Annotated in this window: 16 protein-coding genes and 3 pseudogenes; 5 read left to right on the top strand and 14 right to left on the bottom strand. The window is 67.9% G+C overall.

The genetic code is table 11. The features are described from left to right. Nucleotides 1–189: 189 nt before the first annotated feature. Nucleotides 190–330 carry a hypothetical protein gene (locus ACFYO5_RS23945; protein ID WP_388711992.1) on the top strand — a complete coding sequence of 47 codons (141 nt, stop codon included), beginning with the start codon at nucleotides 190–192 and terminating at the stop codon, nucleotides 328–330. 402 nt (nucleotides 331–732) lie between these two features. Here ACFYO5_RS23945 and ACFYO5_RS23950 read toward each other — a convergent pair whose 3' ends face one another. From ACFYO5_RS23950 to ACFYO5_RS23980, 7 genes and pseudogenes are all read right to left on the bottom strand, one after another. Next, on the bottom strand, nucleotides 733–1,458 hold the full coding sequence (locus ACFYO5_RS23950; RefSeq protein WP_388711995.1) for a siderophore-interacting protein: 726 nt from the start codon (nucleotides 1,456–1,458) through the stop codon (nucleotides 733–735). A gap of 110 nt (nucleotides 1,459–1,568) precedes the next feature. Next, the gene (locus ACFYO5_RS23955) at nucleotides 1,569–2,801 is read right to left on the bottom strand and encodes an LLM class flavin-dependent oxidoreductase (RefSeq protein WP_388711997.1); all 1,233 of its coding nucleotides are present in this window, start codon (nucleotides 2,799–2,801) and stop codon (nucleotides 1,569–1,571) included. 295 nt (nucleotides 2,802–3,096) lie between these two features. After that, nucleotides 3,097–3,396 (bottom strand): winged helix-turn-helix transcriptional regulator, encoded by a 300-nt coding sequence (locus tag ACFYO5_RS23960; protein WP_388712000.1) that lies wholly within the window; start codon nucleotides 3,394–3,396, stop codon nucleotides 3,097–3,099. Nucleotides 3,397–3,642: 246 nt separating this feature from the next. Continuing rightward, nucleotides 3,643–5,157, bottom strand: coding sequence for an MFS transporter (locus ACFYO5_RS23965; RefSeq protein WP_388712003.1), 1,515 nt, complete (start codon nucleotides 5,155–5,157; stop codon nucleotides 3,643–3,645). Nucleotides 5,158–5,338: 181 nt separating this feature from the next. After that, a complete protein-coding gene (locus ACFYO5_RS23970) occupies nucleotides 5,339–5,962 on the bottom strand; it encodes an FAD-dependent monooxygenase (RefSeq protein WP_388712006.1) in 624 nt (207 codons plus the stop codon). Between the two features lie 420 nt (nucleotides 5,963–6,382). Beyond that, on the bottom strand, nucleotides 6,383–6,535 hold the full coding sequence (locus tag ACFYO5_RS23975; RefSeq protein WP_388712009.1) for a hypothetical protein: 153 nt from the start codon (nucleotides 6,533–6,535) through the stop codon (nucleotides 6,383–6,385). 127 nt (nucleotides 6,536–6,662) lie between these two features. Next, nucleotides 6,663–7,043 (bottom strand): annotated as a pseudogene (locus tag ACFYO5_RS23980) (hypothetical protein); the annotation flags it as partial. A gap of 208 nt (nucleotides 7,044–7,251) precedes the next feature. Between ACFYO5_RS23980 and ACFYO5_RS23985 the strand changes: the two are divergent. Together ACFYO5_RS23985 and ACFYO5_RS23990 are read left to right on the top strand one after the other, a co-directional pair. Further along, nucleotides 7,252–7,749, top strand: a complete 498-nt coding sequence (locus ACFYO5_RS23985; RefSeq protein WP_388712012.1) for a hypothetical protein — start codon at nucleotides 7,252–7,254, stop codon at nucleotides 7,747–7,749. Between the two features lie 530 nt (nucleotides 7,750–8,279). After that, the gene (locus ACFYO5_RS23990; RefSeq protein ID WP_388712015.1) at nucleotides 8,280–8,423 is read left to right on the top strand and encodes a hypothetical protein; all 144 of its coding nucleotides are present in this window, start codon (nucleotides 8,280–8,282) and stop codon (nucleotides 8,421–8,423) included. A gap of 154 nt (nucleotides 8,424–8,577) precedes the next feature. Here the strand turns inward: ACFYO5_RS23990 and ACFYO5_RS23995 are convergent, their stop codons facing one another. The 4 genes and pseudogenes from ACFYO5_RS23995 to ACFYO5_RS24010 all read right to left on the bottom strand — a co-directional run. Then, on the bottom strand, nucleotides 8,578–8,751 hold the full coding sequence (locus ACFYO5_RS23995) for an AbfB domain-containing protein (protein ID WP_388712018.1): 174 nt from the start codon (nucleotides 8,749–8,751) through the stop codon (nucleotides 8,578–8,580). A gap of 23 nt (nucleotides 8,752–8,774) precedes the next feature. Further along, nucleotides 8,775–10,274 (bottom strand): family 43 glycosylhydrolase, encoded by a 1,500-nt coding sequence (locus ACFYO5_RS24000; protein WP_388712021.1) that lies wholly within the window; start codon nucleotides 10,272–10,274, stop codon nucleotides 8,775–8,777. Between the two features lie 592 nt (nucleotides 10,275–10,866). Then, on the bottom strand, nucleotides 10,867–11,154 hold the full coding sequence (locus ACFYO5_RS24005) for a hypothetical protein (RefSeq protein WP_388712024.1): 288 nt from the start codon (nucleotides 11,152–11,154) through the stop codon (nucleotides 10,867–10,869). Between the two features lie 793 nt (nucleotides 11,155–11,947). Then, nucleotides 11,948–12,275 (bottom strand): annotated as a pseudogene (locus tag ACFYO5_RS24010) (RNA polymerase subunit sigma-24); the annotation flags it as partial. Between the two features lie 385 nt (nucleotides 12,276–12,660). On the opposite strand from ACFYO5_RS24010, the gene ACFYO5_RS24015 reads away from it, so the two are divergent. Both ACFYO5_RS24015 and ACFYO5_RS24020 read left to right on the top strand, forming a co-directional pair. Continuing rightward, nucleotides 12,661–14,103 carry a non-reducing end alpha-L-arabinofuranosidase family hydrolase gene (locus ACFYO5_RS24015; protein ID WP_388712320.1) on the top strand — a complete coding sequence of 481 codons (1,443 nt, stop codon included), beginning with the start codon at nucleotides 12,661–12,663 and terminating at the stop codon, nucleotides 14,101–14,103. A 115-nt stretch (nucleotides 14,104–14,218) separates the two neighbouring features. Next, nucleotides 14,219–15,652: an aldo/keto reductase gene (locus ACFYO5_RS24020; protein WP_388712027.1), complete on the top strand. Its 1,434-nt coding sequence runs from the start codon at nucleotides 14,219–14,221 to the stop codon at nucleotides 15,650–15,652. Here ACFYO5_RS24020 and ACFYO5_RS24025 read toward each other — a convergent pair. From ACFYO5_RS24025 to ACFYO5_RS24035, 3 genes and pseudogenes are all read right to left on the bottom strand, one after another. Beyond that, nucleotides 15,629–16,117, bottom strand: coding sequence for an NAD(P)H-dependent oxidoreductase (locus ACFYO5_RS24025; RefSeq protein ID WP_388712030.1), 489 nt, complete (start codon nucleotides 16,115–16,117; stop codon nucleotides 15,629–15,631). The genes ACFYO5_RS24020 and ACFYO5_RS24025 overlap by 24 nt on opposite strands. Before the next feature lie 91 nt (nucleotides 16,118–16,208). Next, nucleotides 16,209–17,189 (bottom strand): aldo/keto reductase, encoded by a 981-nt coding sequence (locus tag ACFYO5_RS24030; RefSeq protein ID WP_388712033.1) that lies wholly within the window; start codon nucleotides 17,187–17,189, stop codon nucleotides 16,209–16,211. Nucleotides 17,190–17,572: 383 nt separating this feature from the next. Continuing rightward, a pseudogene (locus ACFYO5_RS24035) lies at nucleotides 17,573–18,056 on the bottom strand (nitroreductase family deazaflavin-dependent oxidoreductase). Nucleotides 18,057–18,103: the final 47 nt, after the last annotated feature.

Here is an 18,103-nt window from a genome sequence, read left to right on the forward strand (position 1 = left end):
GGCGGACATCGGGATCTGCGGCCAGGTCATCGAGGCTGACGACGGCCTGATCCTGACCAACGACGTCGCCAACCAGGACCCCGCCGTCACGGATTGGTCTACGGAGCCCACGAACTCCTCTGACCTGGTGACCTTCCTGGCGCACCACGCAACCAGTCCCCTCGTAACAAGGTGAGGTGGAGGCCTGCCATGAACAGAGAAGTCCTCGTCGTCATCGGTGTCGGCGGAACGGGACACGTGATCGCCCGCCGCCAGGGCACCGGCAAGCTGGTGCTCCTGGCCGCAGCGTTGACCGACGCCTTCAACGGAACTGACGGCTCGCGCGGTTGACCCGCCCCGCGGTCAGAACCAGCGGTTCCGCAGCGCCGACCAGTCGCGGGCTGTCACCAGGAACCCCGGCTGAACTGCGTGGTCCGAACCGGAATTCGTCCCATTCACCGACCCGTCGGGCCACTGCGCCAAGGCCCTCATCAGTAGTATGGCTGCGGATGTGGTGTTGGCCTGTCCTTGACGAATCCCTCGTTCAACACTTGGCCGACCCACCGAGCGAAACACCACCGTTCCGTCACGATCGCCTTTCCTTCCATCCCGGCGGGTAGGTGTGGTTGCCGACCCGTCCTCACCACCGGCACGGCCCCGTCCCGATGCATCGCGACCCCACTGTCACAGGACACCGGAGGGAACTCCGCCGATCAGCGTCCTGCCATCGAGCCGGCCGTGTACCGATGCCGGTCACAGGCCGACCTTTCCCGTCGCCCAGTACGGCTGCGTGGAGATGTCGGACCGCTGCAGGCCGTACCGGTTACGAACCAGGGTGCGGGCGAGCTGGATCGTCTGCCCATGTCCGGACAAAAAGGCGTGCGTGATCTCTCCGGGCGGAGCGTCATCCAGCCAGGACAACACGGCCTCTCCCGGCTGCTCTGTCTGGGCCAGGATCTCCACACCGGGCAACATGTCCCGCACCATGGGGACATCCTGTGACGGGACCTCGACCACACCGCACACCCGGGCCCGGTCGCCCAGCCAGCGGATCATCGAGTACCACAGTCCCACCGTGGTGCCGTCGCCACACACGAACACGGTGCCCGGCTCGGCCCGCGCCCGGAAGCCCCGCGTCGACTCCAGTCCCATCACGCTGATCTGGTCACCGGTCCTGAGACCGCCCAGCCACGCCTCACCCGGGGAAGACGGGTTCCCGATGGCGGTGCCATGCCGGTAGAACAGGAGTGACATCCGTCCCCCCTCGGCGTCGAACGAGTCGGGCGTGTAGCGCCGGAACTCGGTCGGCGAGACCAGGAACGTGGTCACCTGACACGGCGCCCACGCACGCCCCCGCAGGTCCTCGCCGACGAGATGCACGCGCCGGAAGGACGGCGACAGATCCTCTATCTCGCTCACCGTGCACGGCATGCCACGGGTCTCGATCATCCGGGCGAGGGGGGCGGGCAGTCTGGGCATCGGACACTCCTTGTTCGTGAAACGTGGGACACCGCAGTGCGACGTCGCTGTGTGGTGTGGGGAGGATGGGGTGGGGGCGGACCACTCCGTCTCCCCGGCCCGGCGGCCGGTCAGCGGAACGTCGGCATGATCTGCTCCGCGTAGGTCTTCAGTTGCCCGCGCTGGATGTCCGGTGCGTCCGCGCCGGGCAGCGCCTGCGCCCAGAACTCCCACACGAACCAGTCGAACTCGCCGCCGCCGTAGACCGCGTACAACTCCTTCATCTGGTCCTGGACCCGGTCCACGGTGCCGCACAGAAGCAGTCCCGTCTCGTACATGCGACGGGTCAGCGCTCGGGCGTCCTCCAGACGCAGCGTCCGACGGGGATCGTCGGCGGTGGTGCGGAGACCCTCGTTGAAACCGAATGCCTGGAACACGTTCTGGAACCAGTAGCCCGAGGTCTCGACCGCAAGGTCGAACGCCTCGTCGAAGGTGTCACCGAGGACGACTTTCGCGACGACGCCCGCGCCCTCGCCGAGCCGCAGGTCACGGCCGAACCCGCGTGCGGTGTCCCGGTACAGCTCCGCGATGGAGCGCACCTTCTCCCGGCTGCCGGCCGTGAGCAGCAGGGTGCGTCCGTTGCGGGCGGTGTCGATCACGGTCTGCGGTGAAGCGCTGGTCGGTATGAAGATCGTCGGCCTGTGCACGGGCCTGGGCACCACCCCGATGCGGTGGAGGGTGCCGTCGGCATCGACCTCGTCCGGGCCGCCGTAGGCGCGCGTCCAGCCGGCGAGCGGCCAGTTGTGGATGCCGCCGACCGGATAGGGCACCTGGTAGTGCTTGCCCTGGTGCTGGAAGGAATCCTCGGCCCAGGCCCGCTCCACGATGGAGAGGTACTCGTTGAAGATCTCCCGGTTGCGGGTGTCGGAACCCGGGTGGGAGGAGACGATGGTGTCGTCCTGGGCCAGTGTCTGCATCCAGCGGCTCTGGCGGCCTCGGGCGAAGGCGACCCCGATCCTGCCCGGGAACATGTGGGTGAACATCGCGAGGTCCTCGGCGACACGCACGGGGTTGTGGGCGGGGAGAACGATGGACAGCGGAGCGAACATGATCTGCCTGGTCTGCGCCGCGAGCTTGGCGTAGAGCAGCAGGCTGTTGGGCATGTTCTCGCCGCCCTCGGTGGCGAAGTGGTGCTCCGCGCTGCCGAAGCCGTCGTAGCCGAACGCGTCGGCCCAGCGGGCGATGTCCTCGTAGTTGCGCAGCATGGCCTGATAGGCGTGGACATCGCGGCCGATCGGGCGCCGTGCGAGTCGCTCCGAGGGGGACGCAGGGATGGCGCTGCTACACCAGATCAGTGTTTTCACGGTGTTCTCCTTGAAGTGGACGCGGTGGCCGACCCTGAGAGGGACGGCGGGGCCACGACGCCCGCGGCACCGCTGACGGCCATCGCGATGGCCGAGTTGTGGTCGCCGGCGAAAGCCGAGGCGTCCGGACAGCCCGTTCGTGAAGCGGAGTGTTGCGAAGAGCGGACTGCCGGTGACGGCGACGCCGATCGCGCTCCCGACGCGCGGAACGGTGTTGATGACTCCGCTCGCGTCGTTGGCTTGCCTGTCGAGTTGGCGCGGCAGCGAGGTCAGCGACGTCAGTGAGTGAAGGCCATCAGTGAGAGGGCGGCGGCCCTCCCTGTGCCGGTGCGCCGCTCGCGGGGAAGTGGTCCTGCGCCCACACAGTCAGAGCGGCCAGAAGGATCAGGATGGCATTGCCGCAAGGGGTGAGGGCATAGAAAGTGCGGGGCGACGGCCCCGGGTTCACGGCTTCGGTGACGACGTCGACCGCGGTCAGCTCCTGAAGACGGCCGGCAAGCAAGTGATCGTTGATGCCGGGGAGGCGCTCGCGCAGTTGGGCGAAGTCTGCTGGCCCCTGGCCAGGGCCGCGAGCATCAGGCCGTTCAGCGTTCACCGAGGAAGTCCAAGGCTCGGACGAGGGCTGGGATGGACTGGACCGGCTGCGGGGTGGGGACCAGTGCGCCGGCTGAGAGTGCTGTGGGGTCGTCATGGTGCCTCCGCTCCAGTACGGCGGAGGCATCGAGATGCGATGCCTTCGTCGTACGTCGTCGTAGCCGTGTCGGGAGCCGCCGGCCCCCTCGGCTGGGCCGGCGGCTCGGTGGTGTCGGCCCACGGAGACGGGGCCTCACTCTCGGTGCGGTCAGCCCATGTGGACGGGCGGCGCACCCTCGGCGTGCTCCTGCTTGCCCGCGTTGACCGCCAGGGCCATGACCGCCAGAGCGCCCACGAACATGACGCCCGAGGCCACGAAGGCCATGGTGTAGCCGTGCGTCAGTGCCTCACCCGCTTTCGCGACCAACGGGAAGTCCTTGGTGGCCAGGCCCTTGAAGAAGGAAGCGCCCGCATCGGGGAGCTTGTCGTTGGCCGCCGAGGTGGAGATCGTCGACAGGACCGCGAGGCCGAGCGCACCGCCGATCTGCTGCGCGGTGTTCAAGAGCGCCGACGCCATGCCCGTGTCGTGGTCGTCGACACCGCTCACCGCACCCAGCGTCATCGGAACGAAGCTCATGCCCAGTCCCACGGCGGTGACGAACATCGCCGGCATGATGTGCCCGGCGTACGAGGAGTCGGGATCCAGGGTCGCGAACCAGAAGATGCCCGCCCCGGCGACCAGCAGGCCCGGGCCGGCGATCAGCCGGGGCGCCATGCGGGCGACCAGCGAGGAGCTGACGCCCGCGGCGATTCCCATGCCGACACTGAACGGCAGGAAGGCGAAGCCGGTCTTGATCGCGCTGAAACCGAGGATCAGCTGCATGTACAGCGTCAGGAAGTAGAACATGGCGAACATGCCCGACCCGACGAAAAGCATCGTGGCGTAGCTGCCGGAACGGTTGCGGTCCCTGAACAGCCGCAGCGGCATCATCGGGTCCGGGACGCGGGCCTGGAGGACCAGGAACACCGCCAGCAGGAGGACGGCCGCCGCGAAGGAGGCCAGGGTCAGACCGTTGGTCCAGCCGTGTTCGCCGCCGCGGGTGATGCCGTAGACGAGGGCGATCAGACCGCCGGTGCCGGTGATCGCGCCGGGCACGTCCAGACGACCGGAGGAACGCTCGGCCTCGACAAGGGTACGGGTGCCCGCGAGAACGGCGAGGCCGATCGGGATGTTGACGAAGAACACCCAGCGCCAGTCGAGCACGTCGGTCAGTACGCCGCCCAGCAGCAGGCCGACGGTCGCGCCGACGCCTGCCATGGCCGCGTACACGCCCATCGCCGTGTTGCGTGGCTTGCCCTCCGGGAAGGTGGTGGTGATCAGGGCGAGCGCGTTGGGCGCCGCGAAGGCCGCACCGACGCCCTGCAGGATGCGGGCGCTGATGAGCAGGCCCTCGTTCGGGGCGAGTCCGCCCAGCAGAGAGGCCAGGGTGAAGACGATGATGCCGATCTGGAAAACGCGCCGGCGGCCGAAGAGGTCGCCTGCCTTGCCGCCGAGCAGCATCAGGCCGCCGAAGGCCAGCGCGTAGGCGTTGACGACCCACGCCAGGTTCGTGTCGGTCACATCCAGGTCGGTCTGCATGGACGGCAGGGCGATGTTGGTGATCGTGGCGTCCAGAACCACCATTAGCTGGGCTGTGGCGATCACGAAGAGGGCAAGGCCGAGGCGCCGGCCGCCCGGGGAAGCCCCGGACGCTTCGGTATCCGGTTGCCCGGGATTCGTCATTGTGCTGTCGGAAGGCAAGGGGGAACTCCAAAGGGTGACGAAGGATGCGGGAAAAGAATTTCAACCGGCCAAAGAATATGGCTGGGATGCCGGACCGGCATTTAAGATCCGGACGAAAGGGCTGCTCGGGAGAATGTCACTTTGTGAGATGACTGTCACCCGTGTCGGGCCTGCGAGCCGTTTACGGTGTGATTGTTTCGGCTCGATTATCCGGTCGACGTGTGCACGGAGCGAAAAGGCCGACAAATTCCTGATGCCCATAAACCCGGCTGGATTGTTGAATCAGAGATCGATTTCGGAGTTCAGGGGCGCCGTCCGGCTGCGAAGTCGGTGGATTCTTCGGCACTGTCGGGTGGTCGGTCGCCGCGCCCGGCCGATGCTGCCGTACCGCGTCAGCTCCTCGGCTGGAGGCGATCGGCAAGGTTCCGGGCGGGACGAGGAGGTGGCGGGCACAGTGCGGTGCGACGGACGACGGACGACTGATGGCGGGCCCCGCTCCGGGTGCCTGCGGGATGCCGACCTGGTAGGGGCGCCGGGCCGACCAGCCGTCGTAGCTCGGCGGCACGGGCAGCCTGACGAAGTGCCCGTCGGCGACGGTGGCGATGGCACGCTGCTGCGCGTCGTCGAGCAGGCCGCGCAGGTCGAACACCTCGGCGGTACGCGGCTGGAGGTTGAGCGCCTTGGCCTGGACGCGCCGCTCCGGCAGCTTGTCCAACACCACCTCGACGCCCGCGAGCGCCAACTCGGCGGCGAGCAACAGCCCGGTCGAGCCACTGCCGACCACCACTACCTCGCTCTTCTCCATACTTACGTCCCCCTAACGACATCAATGCAGCACGCCGGCATTCGCCGCGGCCCCTCGCGTCCGACTTCTGCCAAAGGAGACCGTCGGACATCCAGGAGGGTGCCTGCCGACTCCGAGGTCAGGGCCGACTCCCGCGGCTCAGGACTCCCTGCGCCCTTCGTTCATCGAGCCTGTCACCGGGGTGTTAGCAGAGGAGAAACCAGAGGACGACCACCCCGGTGCCCGCCCCTGTGGGCCGGTCGGCGGTGGAGATACCGACGGCGATTCCACCGACGACCGCCGTCTGGTAGCGGCAGGGCGGTCAGGAGCTTGCCCGCAGGGTTGGAGACGAGCCGGCCCTCGTCGGCTGGGCAACAGGCGGCGGCGCGCGGGTACTGCCTGGGTCGTCAGGTCCGCACTCGTGCCTCGCGTGCGCGGACCTCACTGGGGCCTATGCCGTGCACCCCTTGAACGCGGCACTGAGGGCGAAGGGGTGGCGAAGCCGACGCGGTCCGCCACCGCGGCGAGCGTCGCATCGGGCTCGCGCAACAGGTCGGCGGCCATGGCGAGACGCCTTACCCGTAGGTAGGTCATGGGCGGCTGTCCGACGAGTGCGGTGAAGCGGCGGGCCAAGTTGGCCCGACACGCCGGTCTTGAAGGTGAGCACTACTCGTCCCCGGAGGCCGCCAGCCTCCAGCAGTCGGTGTGCTTCGGTGGCCTGCTCGGCCGGCAAGGTCCGGGCGATCCGCGGGGTGATGCTGCCGTTTTCCGCAAGTTTGGCGACTGCTCTGGCCTGAGTGCTCTCCTTCAAGCCCACGAGAATGCCCGTCAGAAAAACGCTGTCCTGGTGGTGCACGACTCCCTGTCGCCCCTCGTCCGGCGACTGTTCGAGGTCATGGAGGTCATCAGCCCGCTGCTGATGCGGGCGGCGTGAGCACCAACGTTGCGTCACGAAGCTGACCCGCGATCTGGCCGATACGCCGCAAGACACTGGCCAACTACGTCGCAACGCCAGTGTCCTGCGACAGCGAAGTTCGACCGTTTGCCACTCAAGTTGGACCGGCAGCCTCCCGTGTTTGAGAAGGAGGTCCTGGACTGGCACTGCGCTTGTAGTGTCAGTTGCATGGCTGAAGCGAGTGGTGGGGGGGCGGCCTGTGCCCGATGGCGGTGATCCCGGTCCCGCGACTGGTCCCGACGGTGATGCTCCTGCAGACCCGGCCCCTCAAAATCCGGCAGACTCCGACGACGCCTCTGTTGCCTCCACAGCGCCTGCGCCCACATGGGCGGAGATCGGCAGGGGGGTGGGAGCGGTGGTCACCGTCATTGCCGCACTCACGGGGCTGGTTCTGGGGGTCAGAGCGGAGCAGCGCGCCGATAGGGAGGAGAAGCGAGCGGCTGAACTGAGCCAGAAAGCCTTCGCTGAGCAGGTTGACTTCTACCGAACTCCGTCCGCGGTAGTCGTGATGAACGGCAACCCACACCCAGCGGAAATGCGCCTCTTCCTGCCGAGTAGGCGTCTTTGGTGGGATCTGCGTTCACTTGAGCCTTGCAAGCAGATCGAGATCCCCACTGGTTCCCTGCGCGCCAGCTTGCGCGACCAGTTGCCATCCGCTCGGGTCACCGATGAAGAGCTGTCTTCGCTGTGGTTGGAGTTCCAGGATCCTGACGGCAGGAGCTGGGCCCGTACCGGCGGGGGAGTGCTGGCCCCCTCTGCATGGAAACGTGTATCGCTCGGAGTGCACATGGTCGATCTTCGCGAGAGCTGGAACAAGGCGCCGGAGAACTCGCCCATTTGTGGTGCCGCGTGAGAGCCAGCCTTGCACTCTGACAGAGATCGGTCTATGTACTTCCGCTCTGGTCCGACGTCGATGGCAATCGGTCAAAGTTCACTGTCACAGGACAACCAGTCCGCCATGATCACGGCTCGGTAACGGCGCTGGGTGGAGTGTCACACGGTCGGCTTTTTCGACACCTCTAGCAAGTGACGGCGGGATTCTGTCCGGAGTCCCGCGCCACTGCGTGAGGAGCCTCGTCATGACGTACACCAGCAGCGCCCGGCAGCCCGCCCCCGGAGCCGCGCCCGGCCTGGTCAAGGGGTACTGAACGCCCTTCGGGCGGCCCGGAATCCAGTGTCGCGTCCAGTGCCGTGAACGATTCCAACGTCGTGCCCATCACCGCAGCTCACACCGCCCGCCAGGGGGCCTCCCGGCATGATGACACCTCTCTCCCTTCCCCTGAGACGTCGGCGAAGGGGAAGGGGTCCACTCCCACGGCCGGGAAGGTGCGGGCCGATGCGCTGCGGTTGCTGGGGTGTGTGCGGATAGCGACGGTGCAGCAGATGGCTCAGGTGATCACGAAGGAGGAGACGGACGGCCGTTCGTACGTGCGCAGGGCGATGGTGGAACTGGCGGAGCTCGGACTGGCGGAGACGAACGGCAAGGTGGGCAAGCACCCGATCTGGAACCTGACGGTGGCGGGGTAGAAGGCTCTGGCCGAAGGCAACGAGCTGCCGCTGCGCCCGAAGGCCGGCACCGGAGCGAAGCCCGTTCGAGCCGGGCTCGGCCCGCACGGTGTCGCGGTGAGTGAGCGACACCGCCGACCGCAGACCTCGCCCGTTCGAGGGAAACGGCGGCTTGCTATTGGGCGTAGAACGTGGCGTCCGCCTTGTCGGTGGCCGTGCTCGGCGTCCGCACGTACAGGACGTGGTTGACATGGCGGACGTAGCGGCCGGGGGGAGCCGTACGACTCGTAGGAGACGCCGGTCGAGTCGGACGCCCCCCGGCATGTAGAACGGATGCAGCGGTCCGCAAAGATCACGGGGTGCGCAGGGAGGTCAGGTCGTGGGGACGAGGCGCCACTGCTGGCAGTTGTTGTTCAGCCAGGACCACAGCCGTACGTCGGTCCCGTCGGCGGTGCCGCAGTTGGCCACGTCGGCGACCTTGCCGCTGTTCTCGTTCACGATCCGCACGTAGTCACCGGTGGCCGTGTAGACCAGACGCCACTTCTGGCAGTTGTTGTTCAGCCAGGACCACTGCGCGATGTCCGTGCCGTCGGTCGTGGTGCAGTTCGCGGTGTCCGCGACCTTGCCGGTCGCGACGTTGACCAGCCGGCTGGTGTCGTCGCCGAGGTCCTCGACGCGCCACTTCTGGTTGGCGCCGCCGTGGCAGCTCCACTGGAAGATGTTGGCGCCGTCCAAGGTGCTGCCGCCCTCGACGTCCAGGCACTTGCCGCTGTTGCGGTTCACCAGGGTGTACGCGGTCGGGGTCGTCGCCGTCTCGCCCGACGGGCCGGGCAGCGTGGTGCCGAGCGCGACCGGGGTGCCGAAGTTCGGCGTGCCGTCCGCGTTCCAGGTGAACTTCTGCGCCCGCGTCGTACGTTCGTTGCCGCAGCCGCTGCTCGCGGAGTTGTTGGCGTGGTAGACGATCCAGTTCTCGGTGCCGTCCGGAGAGGAGAAGAAGCCGTTGTGGCCGGGGCCGTAGACACTCGCCGCGTCGTTGCGCTGGAAGACCGGCGTGGACTTCTTCGTCCAGGACGCGGGGTTCAGCGGGTCGGTACCGGTCAGTTCCAGCTGGCCCAGCTTGTAGTCCGGGGTCATGCAGTAGCTGGCGGAGAAGGTGAGGAAGGTGCGGCCGTCGTGGTAGAGCGGCTCGGGTCCCTCGTTGACCGCGGCCCCCGAGGTCTCCCAGCTCGCGGTGGGGCTGGAGATGATGGTGAAGGTGCTGCTGGCCAGCGTGTACGGGTTGCTCATCGGCGCGATGACCAGGCTCTGCGGACTGCCGTTGATGTAGCCGCTGCCGACCAGGTACAGCTTGTTGTTGTTCTGCAGGACGGTGGCGTCGATGAGCCAGCCGCCGGAGCTGAGGTTGGAGCCGCTGAGCTGGTTCTTGTAGGTGTACGGGCCCATGGGGTCGGTGCCCGCGCTCTCCAGGACGTGGGTGCGCTGGGAGTCGCAGCAGGCGACACCGCTCTGCGCCGCGGAGTAGTACAGGTACCAGTGGCCGTCGAGGAAGTGGATTTCGGGTGCCCAGATGTTGGTGTTACGGGTGGGGGTGGTGTCGCTCCAGATCTGGACGCTGGCGGCGGTGGAGAGTCCGGCCAGGGTCGGTGACTTCCGCATGGTCAGCACACCGGTGAAGGACGTGGTGACCAGGTAGTAGTTGCCGTTGTAGTACTCGAGCCAGGGGTCGGCACCCTTCTGCGACTTGATCGGGTTGGTGTACGGGCGGCCCTCGGCGGCGGTGGCCGGGGTCGTCGCCGACACCATGGCGATCAGTACGGCGAGCAAGCACAGGATCAGGGATCTGTGGCGTCTGGCGGGGGGCTGCTGTGACATCTTTGGCATGCGAGACCGTCCCTGTTCGTAATTTCGAACGTGGTTCGTAAATTCGGTCAGAAGATAAACGGGGGCCATGGTTCCGTCAACGCTTTCGTCCCGCGCGCTTTACCTGCGCGAATCCGTCCCGCATACCAGATCGCGACGGAGCCGCCCACCGGCCGGCTCTCACGGCAGCTGACAAAACGGTCCGGCGCGCTCTTCAAGCCCCGGTTTCAAGGCGGGAGTTGAAGGGGTACGTACAAGAGGCGTTCATCGAGGCCCAAGACATCGCGGAACCGGCGGTGACCGCCCTCACGGAGGACGGCCACGCCGGACGGTGCTACCGAGCTGGACGGCCCCAGGCTGATGACCTCCGGCGACGCGGTGTTGGAGATCGACCGGGCCGCCGGCCGCTCCATCCGTTGCGTGCCGCTGACCCCGGAGGTGTACGCCGACGAGCAGCGTGCCCAGGGCGTGCCCGAGGAGTGGGTGCGGTTGGCGTTCGGCCTGTACGAGCATGTCCGCTCCGGCGGTCTCGCCTCCCTCGGTGACGGCGGCGGCGCTCGCTGGGCCGGGCTCCCCGGGACTTCGCCCTCGCCTACTACCGCTGCTACTCACCGCGGCCCGTCCCCTGAGCACCCTGGTGCGGGTCGCTGGGCATGATCCCGTTCACCTGCTCCACCACCCACCTCTTGGGCTGCGGGACGAACCCGCTGGTGGCCGGGTTGCGCTCGACGACTTCGGTGTCGGTGCCCTTCTTCTGCCCGTGGTCGATGACGGCGGTCTTGACCCCCTGGTCCACCAAAGCCTTCTGGACCGTGTCGGTGTCGGCGGCGACCTTGTCCAGCAAGGCGATGCCGACGACGGCGTTGCCGTGCGCGGACACGGCCAGCACCACCACCGCGATCCCCGGACCGAGAACATCAACTGCCAGGCCGCGCTTGCGGCCTCGGAGTTTTTATCCCGCGTCCCTTCCGGTGGTGTCCGCGGGCACCCCGACGGCCGCGTGCAGGCTCTGGGTGTCGAGCACCACCAGGCTCGGGTCGGCCTTGCGCCCCCGGCTCTCGCGGACCTGCCAGCGCAGCAGGTCGTGGGGTAGGTAGTCCCCCTGGCAGCCGGTACGGGACTGGTGGTCTCCCGCATCTCGTACGCGCCCTGGTGGCCGCTGACGGCGGGATGCTGAGCCTTCCAGGAGGCGATGGCGGGCTTGATCAGGGCCCACCACTCGTCGGACAAGTCGCTCTTGCAGGCCGGCGGTCGCGCACGAAGAACCCTCCAGCACAACAGGACTCCCCGATCAGCCCCGATACGCCTGTGCCGCACCTTCCAGCGGCAACAAACGCGGCATCACGTCATATACGGCCATCTCGGAGCGGAAAAGTTGACATCTCAATCATTTTTCGCCGAGACGCGGTCGCATCGACTCACCCGACCCGGTGACACGCCCGGGTTCCCTTTCCACCTCGACGGCGCGAACCATGACATGCCTCCGGTCGCACACCGCCCCGCGGCGGCCGAGCGGCTGAAGCCTCACAGCAAGCACAGGAAAAGACAGACGGCGGCCGCCGCCACCGCGACGGCCGACCCGGCGCGGCCCAGGCCGCACCGGTCGGCCGGAGCACCCGCCGACCCGGCCACGCCGCATCACCACGCCCAGGAGAACACCCTTGGTAGGCGGGCGTTGGGCCGGGGGCCCGGCGTGTCAGGTGGTCGCGCTCGGCGAGGGTGGGTGCCTTGTGGGCCGCCTCGGCGCACAGCCGAGCCGCCGTCGCCAGATCGCCGTCGCGCTCGTGGAGGCACGCCGCCACCGCGGCGTGGCATCGGGTATCCCCTGCTCGACGAGCTTGGGGAGGAGTCGTCCAGCGCCGCGAGCGCCGCCAGGCCGGCGCGTGGTCCGTCGGCCTGGCCGACGGCCTCCGCGCGGTCGAGCCGGACGACCGGGCTGTCGGTCAGGCGCACCAGCTCGTCGTACCACTCGATGATCGGCATCCAGTAGATCTCCTCGGCGGTGGGCGCGTCGGTCTGGTCGTGGGTGGATGGCTTCGGTGAAGATCGTCGGTCACCGGGAAGCGTCGCGGTTTGTGAGGACGAGCAGGGACCCCACCAGGGCGGTCGCCCGCGTCGGGTCGGTGCGGACCTTGCCGAGCACGCGCCCACACTGCTGCCCCTCAGGCCAAAGACAGGTACAACCACGGAACTTGAAGCCGCCGGGTTTCAGCCTGCGAACGTTTCCGCTCCGAATTGTGCGAGAGGTATTGACGTTGATCACTGGAACCTCAATCATCCAGTTGCTCGACTCGTCGACCCTTGTCCGATATATCGAACAGTGGTCGTGCCACACCGCCTCCGGACAGCCTCTGACGGACTGAACCGGAGGCGCTTGCTCAAGGATGACGAGGTCCTTATGCGCAGACGTTGTTTCAGCCGCAGAAATCCGTCTGCGATGCTCGCCGCCGCGGTCGCGGCCCTGGCCGCGTTGGCGGCGCTGCTCGTCGCCGGCCCGGCTCAGGCGGCCACCACCAGCGACGTGCGCGGTGTTGATTCCGGCCGCTGTCTCGACGTGGAGGGCTTCAGCCAGACCGACGGCGCGAACGTGCACATCTGGGACTGCCACGGCGGAACCAACCAGCAGTGGACGTTGACGGACAGCAGCCAGCTGACCGTGTACGGCAACAAGTGCCTGGACGTCCGGGGCGGCGCCACCACGGCCGGGACCCCGGTGCAGATCTGGACGTGCAACGGCAGTGACAACCAGCAGTGGCGGGTGAACCCCGACGGCACGATCGTCGGCGTTGGGTCCGGCCTGTGCCTGGACGTCTCGGGCTGGGGCAAGGCCAACGGCACGGGAGTGCAGATCTGGTCGTGCCACGGCGGCACCAACCAGAAGTGGACCGGCCTGTCAGGGGCGAACAACGTGTGTGCTCTTCCGTCGACCTACCGGTGGACATCAACCGGCCCGCTGGCGGAGCCGAAGGCGGGGTGGGCCTCGCTCAAGGACTTCACCAGCGTCGTCTCCAACGGCAAGCACATCGTCTATGCCACAACGCACAACACCCTCGCCGGTGACGACGGGCGCTGGGGGCTGACGACCTTCAGTCCCTTCACGAACTGGTCCGACATGGCCACCGCCACCCAGAATACGATCCCCTTCGACGGCATCGCGCCGACGCTGTTCCACTTCGCCCCGAAGAACCTCTGGGTGCTCGCCTACAACGGGGCTTGGCCATACAGCTTCGGCTACCGCACATCGAGCGACCCCACCAACCCCAACGGCTGGTCCGCGCAGCAGGAGCTGTTCACGGGCACCCTCCCGAAGGGCGGCCCCCTCGACGTGACTCTCATCGGCGACGACACGAACATGTACATGTTCTTCGCCGACGACGAGGGCGGCATCTACCGCGCCAGCATGCCCATCGGTAACTTCCCGGGCACCTTCGGTTCTTTCACGAAGATCATGAGCGACACGCCGCTCAACCTGTTCGAGGCGCCGGAGGTCTACAAGGTCCAGGGTCAGAACCAGTACCTCATGATCGTGGAGGCCCAGAACTACACAGGGTATGGCCGCTACTTCCGCTCGTTCACGGCCACCAGCCTCGACGGCACATGGACACCGCAGGCCGGCGCCGACACCGTGACCAACCCCTTCGCCGGCAGTGCAAACAGCGGCGCGACGGCCTGGACGAGGGATATCAGCCACGGCGATCTGGTTCGCACCAACCCCGACCAGACCAAGACCATCGACCCCTGCCATCTGCAGTTCCTCTACCAGGGGCGCGACCCCAGCACCGACGGCATGGACTACGGCCTCCTGCCGTACCGGCCGGGCGTGCTGACACTGCAGCGCTAGCCGGTGGCGTGACGCAGGTCCTGGTGTTCCTGACGCTCACGGGCAACGACGTACGCCGAACCGGGCGACCGTCGCACGGGCGGGCTCGGCCTTGCACCGAGCCCGCCGCTCCACAGTGAGCGATCAGGAACGGGTGGAGTTGTGGCGGCACGATCTGCCGCTGCTCGCCGCGCCAGATGTCCAGGCCGACGCCGTGGACGGGATGCGCAAGCGGCTCGTCGAACTGCTGGACGACCCGACGCTGCTCGCCCGCTACCGGACGGCGATGGACGGGCAGGCTGTTGGCCGGATGGTGCCGAGCCTGCCGTACATCGACGGCACCTCGGCCGACCCCGGCCCGCGGGTCCGGCTGACGACCGCCCGCGCGGCGCTGGAGATCGGCGAGGACGCGGTGACGCCGTCCGCAGCCGGGAGCACGTTCGAGTTCGCCCCGGCAACGGAAGCGGTGCTGCGCCCGCTGGTCGACGGCCGCACCGTGGACCTGGCCACGCTCGCGGAAAACAGCCGGCGTGGATGTGGAGTCCGTCGCCGGGCTGGTCCAGGAACTCGTTGCCGGGCAGGCCGCGACGGTGGGGAGCCTCCTGTGACGGCACAGCTCGCTCTGGGCACCTACCGGTGCCAGGCGATCCCGGAGGCGGCCGACCGTGCGGCCGCCTCCGGCGCGCAGCGGATCGACACCGCCCCCAACTACGCCACCGGCCGCGCCCAGGACTTGCTGGCTCCGGCCCTGGCCGCCCACCCGTCCCTACGGATCGCGACGAAGGCCGGCTACTTCACCGCGGCCACCGGTGCCGAAGCCGTGAACGCCGGTGTCCTCACCGAGGACCAGGCGGCGACCGGGCACAGCCTCACCCCGGACTACGTGCGCTGGCAGATACGCCGCAACCGCGAGCAGCTCGGGCGCGAGCGGCTGGACTTGGTCCTGCTGCACAACCCGGAGCGCACCTACCCCGGCGACCGTCCCGCCTTGGACCGTGCGATGCGGGAGGCGTTCGTCGTCCTCGAGGAAGCCGTGGCAGCCGGATATGTGGCCGGGTACGGCATCGCCACGTCGGCGGGCCTGGAAGAGGAAGCGATCACGGTGGGGGAGCTGCTCGCCCTGGCCGCCGAAGCCGCGGGCGACCGGCACCACCTGGTCGCGGTCCAGATGCCGGTCAGTCTGGTGATGATGACGCCGATCGTCCAGGCCCTTCACGGCCGTGGCCCGCTCCCGACCGCCGCCGGCTCGGGGCTGAGGGTGATGGCATGGCACCGTCGAGGGCCGGCCCGTCGCCGTATTCTCGCAGGAATTCACCGTCTTCGGCGGCCGCAGGGCGACACCGTGGCCAGCCCGTCCGGCCGTCGCTTCATCTCACCGTGTTGCGCTGAGTGTTGCGGTAGGTATTGCGTCGGCCTCCACAGCGTCCCGAAGTCCGCCCAGGTCACCATGGGCGTACGGCGGGGTCAGGCTGCTGACATCCCCGTTGCGAGGTCGGTCAGGCGGCGAAGGAGGCGAGCAGTTCGTTGTACTGCTTGGCGGCGGTGTTCAGATCTTCGTCGGAGAGGCTGAAGGCGGTGCCGTACAGCTTGACCATCGGCTGGATGTCGAACTGGCACAGCCGCAGGGTGGCGTGCCAGTTGCCGAGCAGTGTCTCGATGGTGGCCTGGTTCGAGCCTTCGGGGTGTAGTGCTCGGCGGGGACGCCGGCGGTGACGGCGACGACGGCCTTCTTGCCGGCCAGTTGCGAGGCAGAGCCGTCCATGGTGAAGGCCCAGCCGAGGGTGAAGACCCTGTCCTGCCACTGCTTGAACAGAGGGGTGGTGTTGTACCAGAACACCGGGTGCTGGAAGACGATCACATCGTGGTCGGCCAGCAGTGCCTGCTCGGCGTCGACGTCGATCTGGAAGTCGGGATAGGTGGCGTAGAGATCGTGCACGGTGACATGGGCCAGCTCGCGGACGGCGTCCACCAGGGCCTTGTTGGCCCTCGACTGGGACAGGTCGGGGTGACCTACGACAAGGAGAACCTTGGACATGATGAGGAAGCCTCTTCAGTGATCAGTGAAACGGGTGAACGGATGCGGGTCGGTCAGGTGCGACGGGCCAGTAGGTCGCCAGGACGTCGGATCACCGGTCGATGCTGGCCATGTTCGCCTCGTCGTGGCGTTCGCCCGCAGCCGGTGTGAGGTTGTTGAGGCGGTCGAGCTGAGCGGCGCTGAGTTCGATGCCGTCGGCTGCGGTGTTCTCCTCGACGCGTGTGACCCGCCGGGTTCCGGGGATGGGGGCGATGTCGTCGCCGCGGGTCAGCAGCCACGCCAGCGCGGTCTGGGCCGGAGTGGCGCCGATCTCGGCGCCGATGGCCCGTACTTCGTCGACGATGCGCAGGTTGCGCAGGAAGTTCTCGCCGGTGAAGCGCGGGTTGGTCTTGCGCCAGTCGTCGTCGGCGAAGTCGTCGACGGTGCGGATCTGCCCAGTCAGCAGACCGTGGCCGAGCGGGGAGTAGGGCACGAACCCGATGCCCAACTCCCGCAGCAGCGGAAGGATCTCGGCCTCGACGTCACGTGTCCACAAGGAGTATTCGGTCTGCAGTGCGGCCACTGGATGGACGGCGTGTGCCCGGCGGATCGTCTCAGGTCCGGCCTCGGACAGGCCGATGTGGCGCACCTTGCCCTCGGCGACCAGTTCGGCCAGCGCGCCGACCGTTTCCTCGATGGGGGTGTTCGGGTCGACGCGGTGCTGGTAGTAGAGGTCGATGTGGTCGGTGCCGAGCCGCAGGAGTGAGCCTTCGACGGCGGTCTTCACGTTGGCGGGGCTGCTGTCGATGACGCCGGGGCCGTCGCCGGCGTGCGAGACGAGACCGAACTTCGTCGCCACGACGACGTCGTCGCGGCGGCCCTTGATGGCCTGGCCGACGATTTCCTCGCTGTGGAAGGGGCCGTAGATCTCGGCGGTGTCGATGTGGGTGACGCCGAGGTCCAGTGCGCGGTGGATGGTGCGGATTGACTCGGCGTCATCGAGGCCCCCGCCCGTGGTGTAGGTGCCGGCCATGGTCATGGCTCCCAGGCCGATGCGGGAGACATCGAGCCCGCCCAGTGATACGTGCTTCATCAGGTACTCCTTGTCGTGACGGCTGTCAGGCCGGTCGGTGGTCGTGCGTAGTGGGGTGCGCCACCCGTTGGCGGACCGTGCTGGGGTGATCCGCGCGCCGTCGACGCGGGCGCCGTCGGCCGGGTCGCGGGTCGGGGCCGTAGGTGGAACCGGTGGCTACCGGCCTCGGCCTGGCGTGGTGTTCCGACGTGGATGTCGTCGCAGGTCAGGCTGCCGAGGACATCCGTGCCGCGGTCGTCCGTGATGTGCTTCATCCAGGCAAGCCGGGCGCGCACCCGGCCGATCAGGGGGGATGCGAACCGGCCGCTGTCAGGCGGGGTCCGACGCTGGTGTCGGCAGGACCAGGCGGCGGAGGATCCCTGGGGTGAACCGGCTGCGCCGGGTCAGTGCTCGTGGGCCGCCGGCTCCAGAACGAGGACCGGGATCTCACGGTCCGTGTTCTTCTGGTACACGGCATAGTCGGGGAAGGCCTCGACGGCTCGGGCCCACCACAGGGCCTTCTCTTCCCCGGTCACCTCGCGTGCCAGCATGTCCTGGCGCACCGGGCCGTCCTGCAGCTCGACCCGGGGGTCGGCCACCGCGTTGTGGTACCAGACGGGGTGGGTGGGGGGCTCCCGCCATGGAGGCGATGACGGCGTAGGAGCCATCGTGCTCCACCCGCATGACCGGCGTCTTGCGGATCTTGCCGCTCTTCGCGCCCAGGGTGGTCAGGATGACGACGGGCAGGTCCCGGAGCCTCTCGCCTTCCTCACGTGCGACCAGGACACTCAGCGTCGTTCCCTGCGTACCGCCGGAGCCTTCGTACAGCTCCACCTGGTCACGCACGAACTGCGCCTTGCTCGGCTCGTACTCGCCTTTGAGGGGCATGTTGACTCTCTCCTTGCTGTCGAAAGGGCAACCGGCAGCCGTCCCCT

Origin of the sequence: Streptomyces sp. NPDC006259, assembly GCF_042870975.1 — a bacterium.
Classification (GTDB): Bacteria; Actinomycetota; Actinomycetes; order Streptomycetales; family Streptomycetaceae; genus Streptomyces.

Coding starts and splice junctions, on each gene's coding strand:
- ACFYO5_RS23945 (WP_388711992.1), top strand. CDS start 190: ATGAACAGAGAAGTCCTCGTCGTCATCGGTGTCGGCGGAACGGGACAC.
- ACFYO5_RS23950 (WP_388711995.1), bottom strand. CDS start 1,458: ATGCCCAGACTGCCCGCCCCCCTCGCCCGGATGATCGAGACCCGTGGC.
- ACFYO5_RS23965 (WP_388712003.1), bottom strand. CDS start 5,157: ATGACGAATCCCGGGCAACCGGATACCGAAGCGTCCGGGGCTTCCCCG.
- ACFYO5_RS23970 (WP_388712006.1), bottom strand. CDS start 5,962: ATGGAGAAGAGCGAGGTAGTGGTGGTCGGCAGTGGCTCGACCGGGCTG.
- ACFYO5_RS23975 (WP_388712009.1), bottom strand. CDS start 6,535: ATGACCTACCTACGGGTAAGGCGTCTCGCCATGGCCGCCGACCTGTTG.
- ACFYO5_RS23990 (WP_388712015.1), top strand. CDS start 8,280: ATGGCTCAGGTGATCACGAAGGAGGAGACGGACGGCCGTTCGTACGTG.
- ACFYO5_RS24000 (WP_388712021.1), bottom strand. CDS start 10,274: ATGTCACAGCAGCCCCCCGCCAGACGCCACAGATCCCTGATCCTGTGC.
- ACFYO5_RS24015 (WP_388712320.1), top strand. CDS start 12,661: ATGCGCAGACGTTGTTTCAGCCGCAGAAATCCGTCTGCGATGCTCGCC.
- ACFYO5_RS24025 (WP_388712030.1), bottom strand. CDS start 16,117: ATGTCCAAGGTTCTCCTTGTCGTAGGTCACCCCGACCTGTCCCAGTCG.
- ACFYO5_RS24030 (WP_388712033.1), bottom strand. CDS start 17,189: ATGAAGCACGTATCACTGGGCGGGCTCGATGTCTCCCGCATCGGCCTG.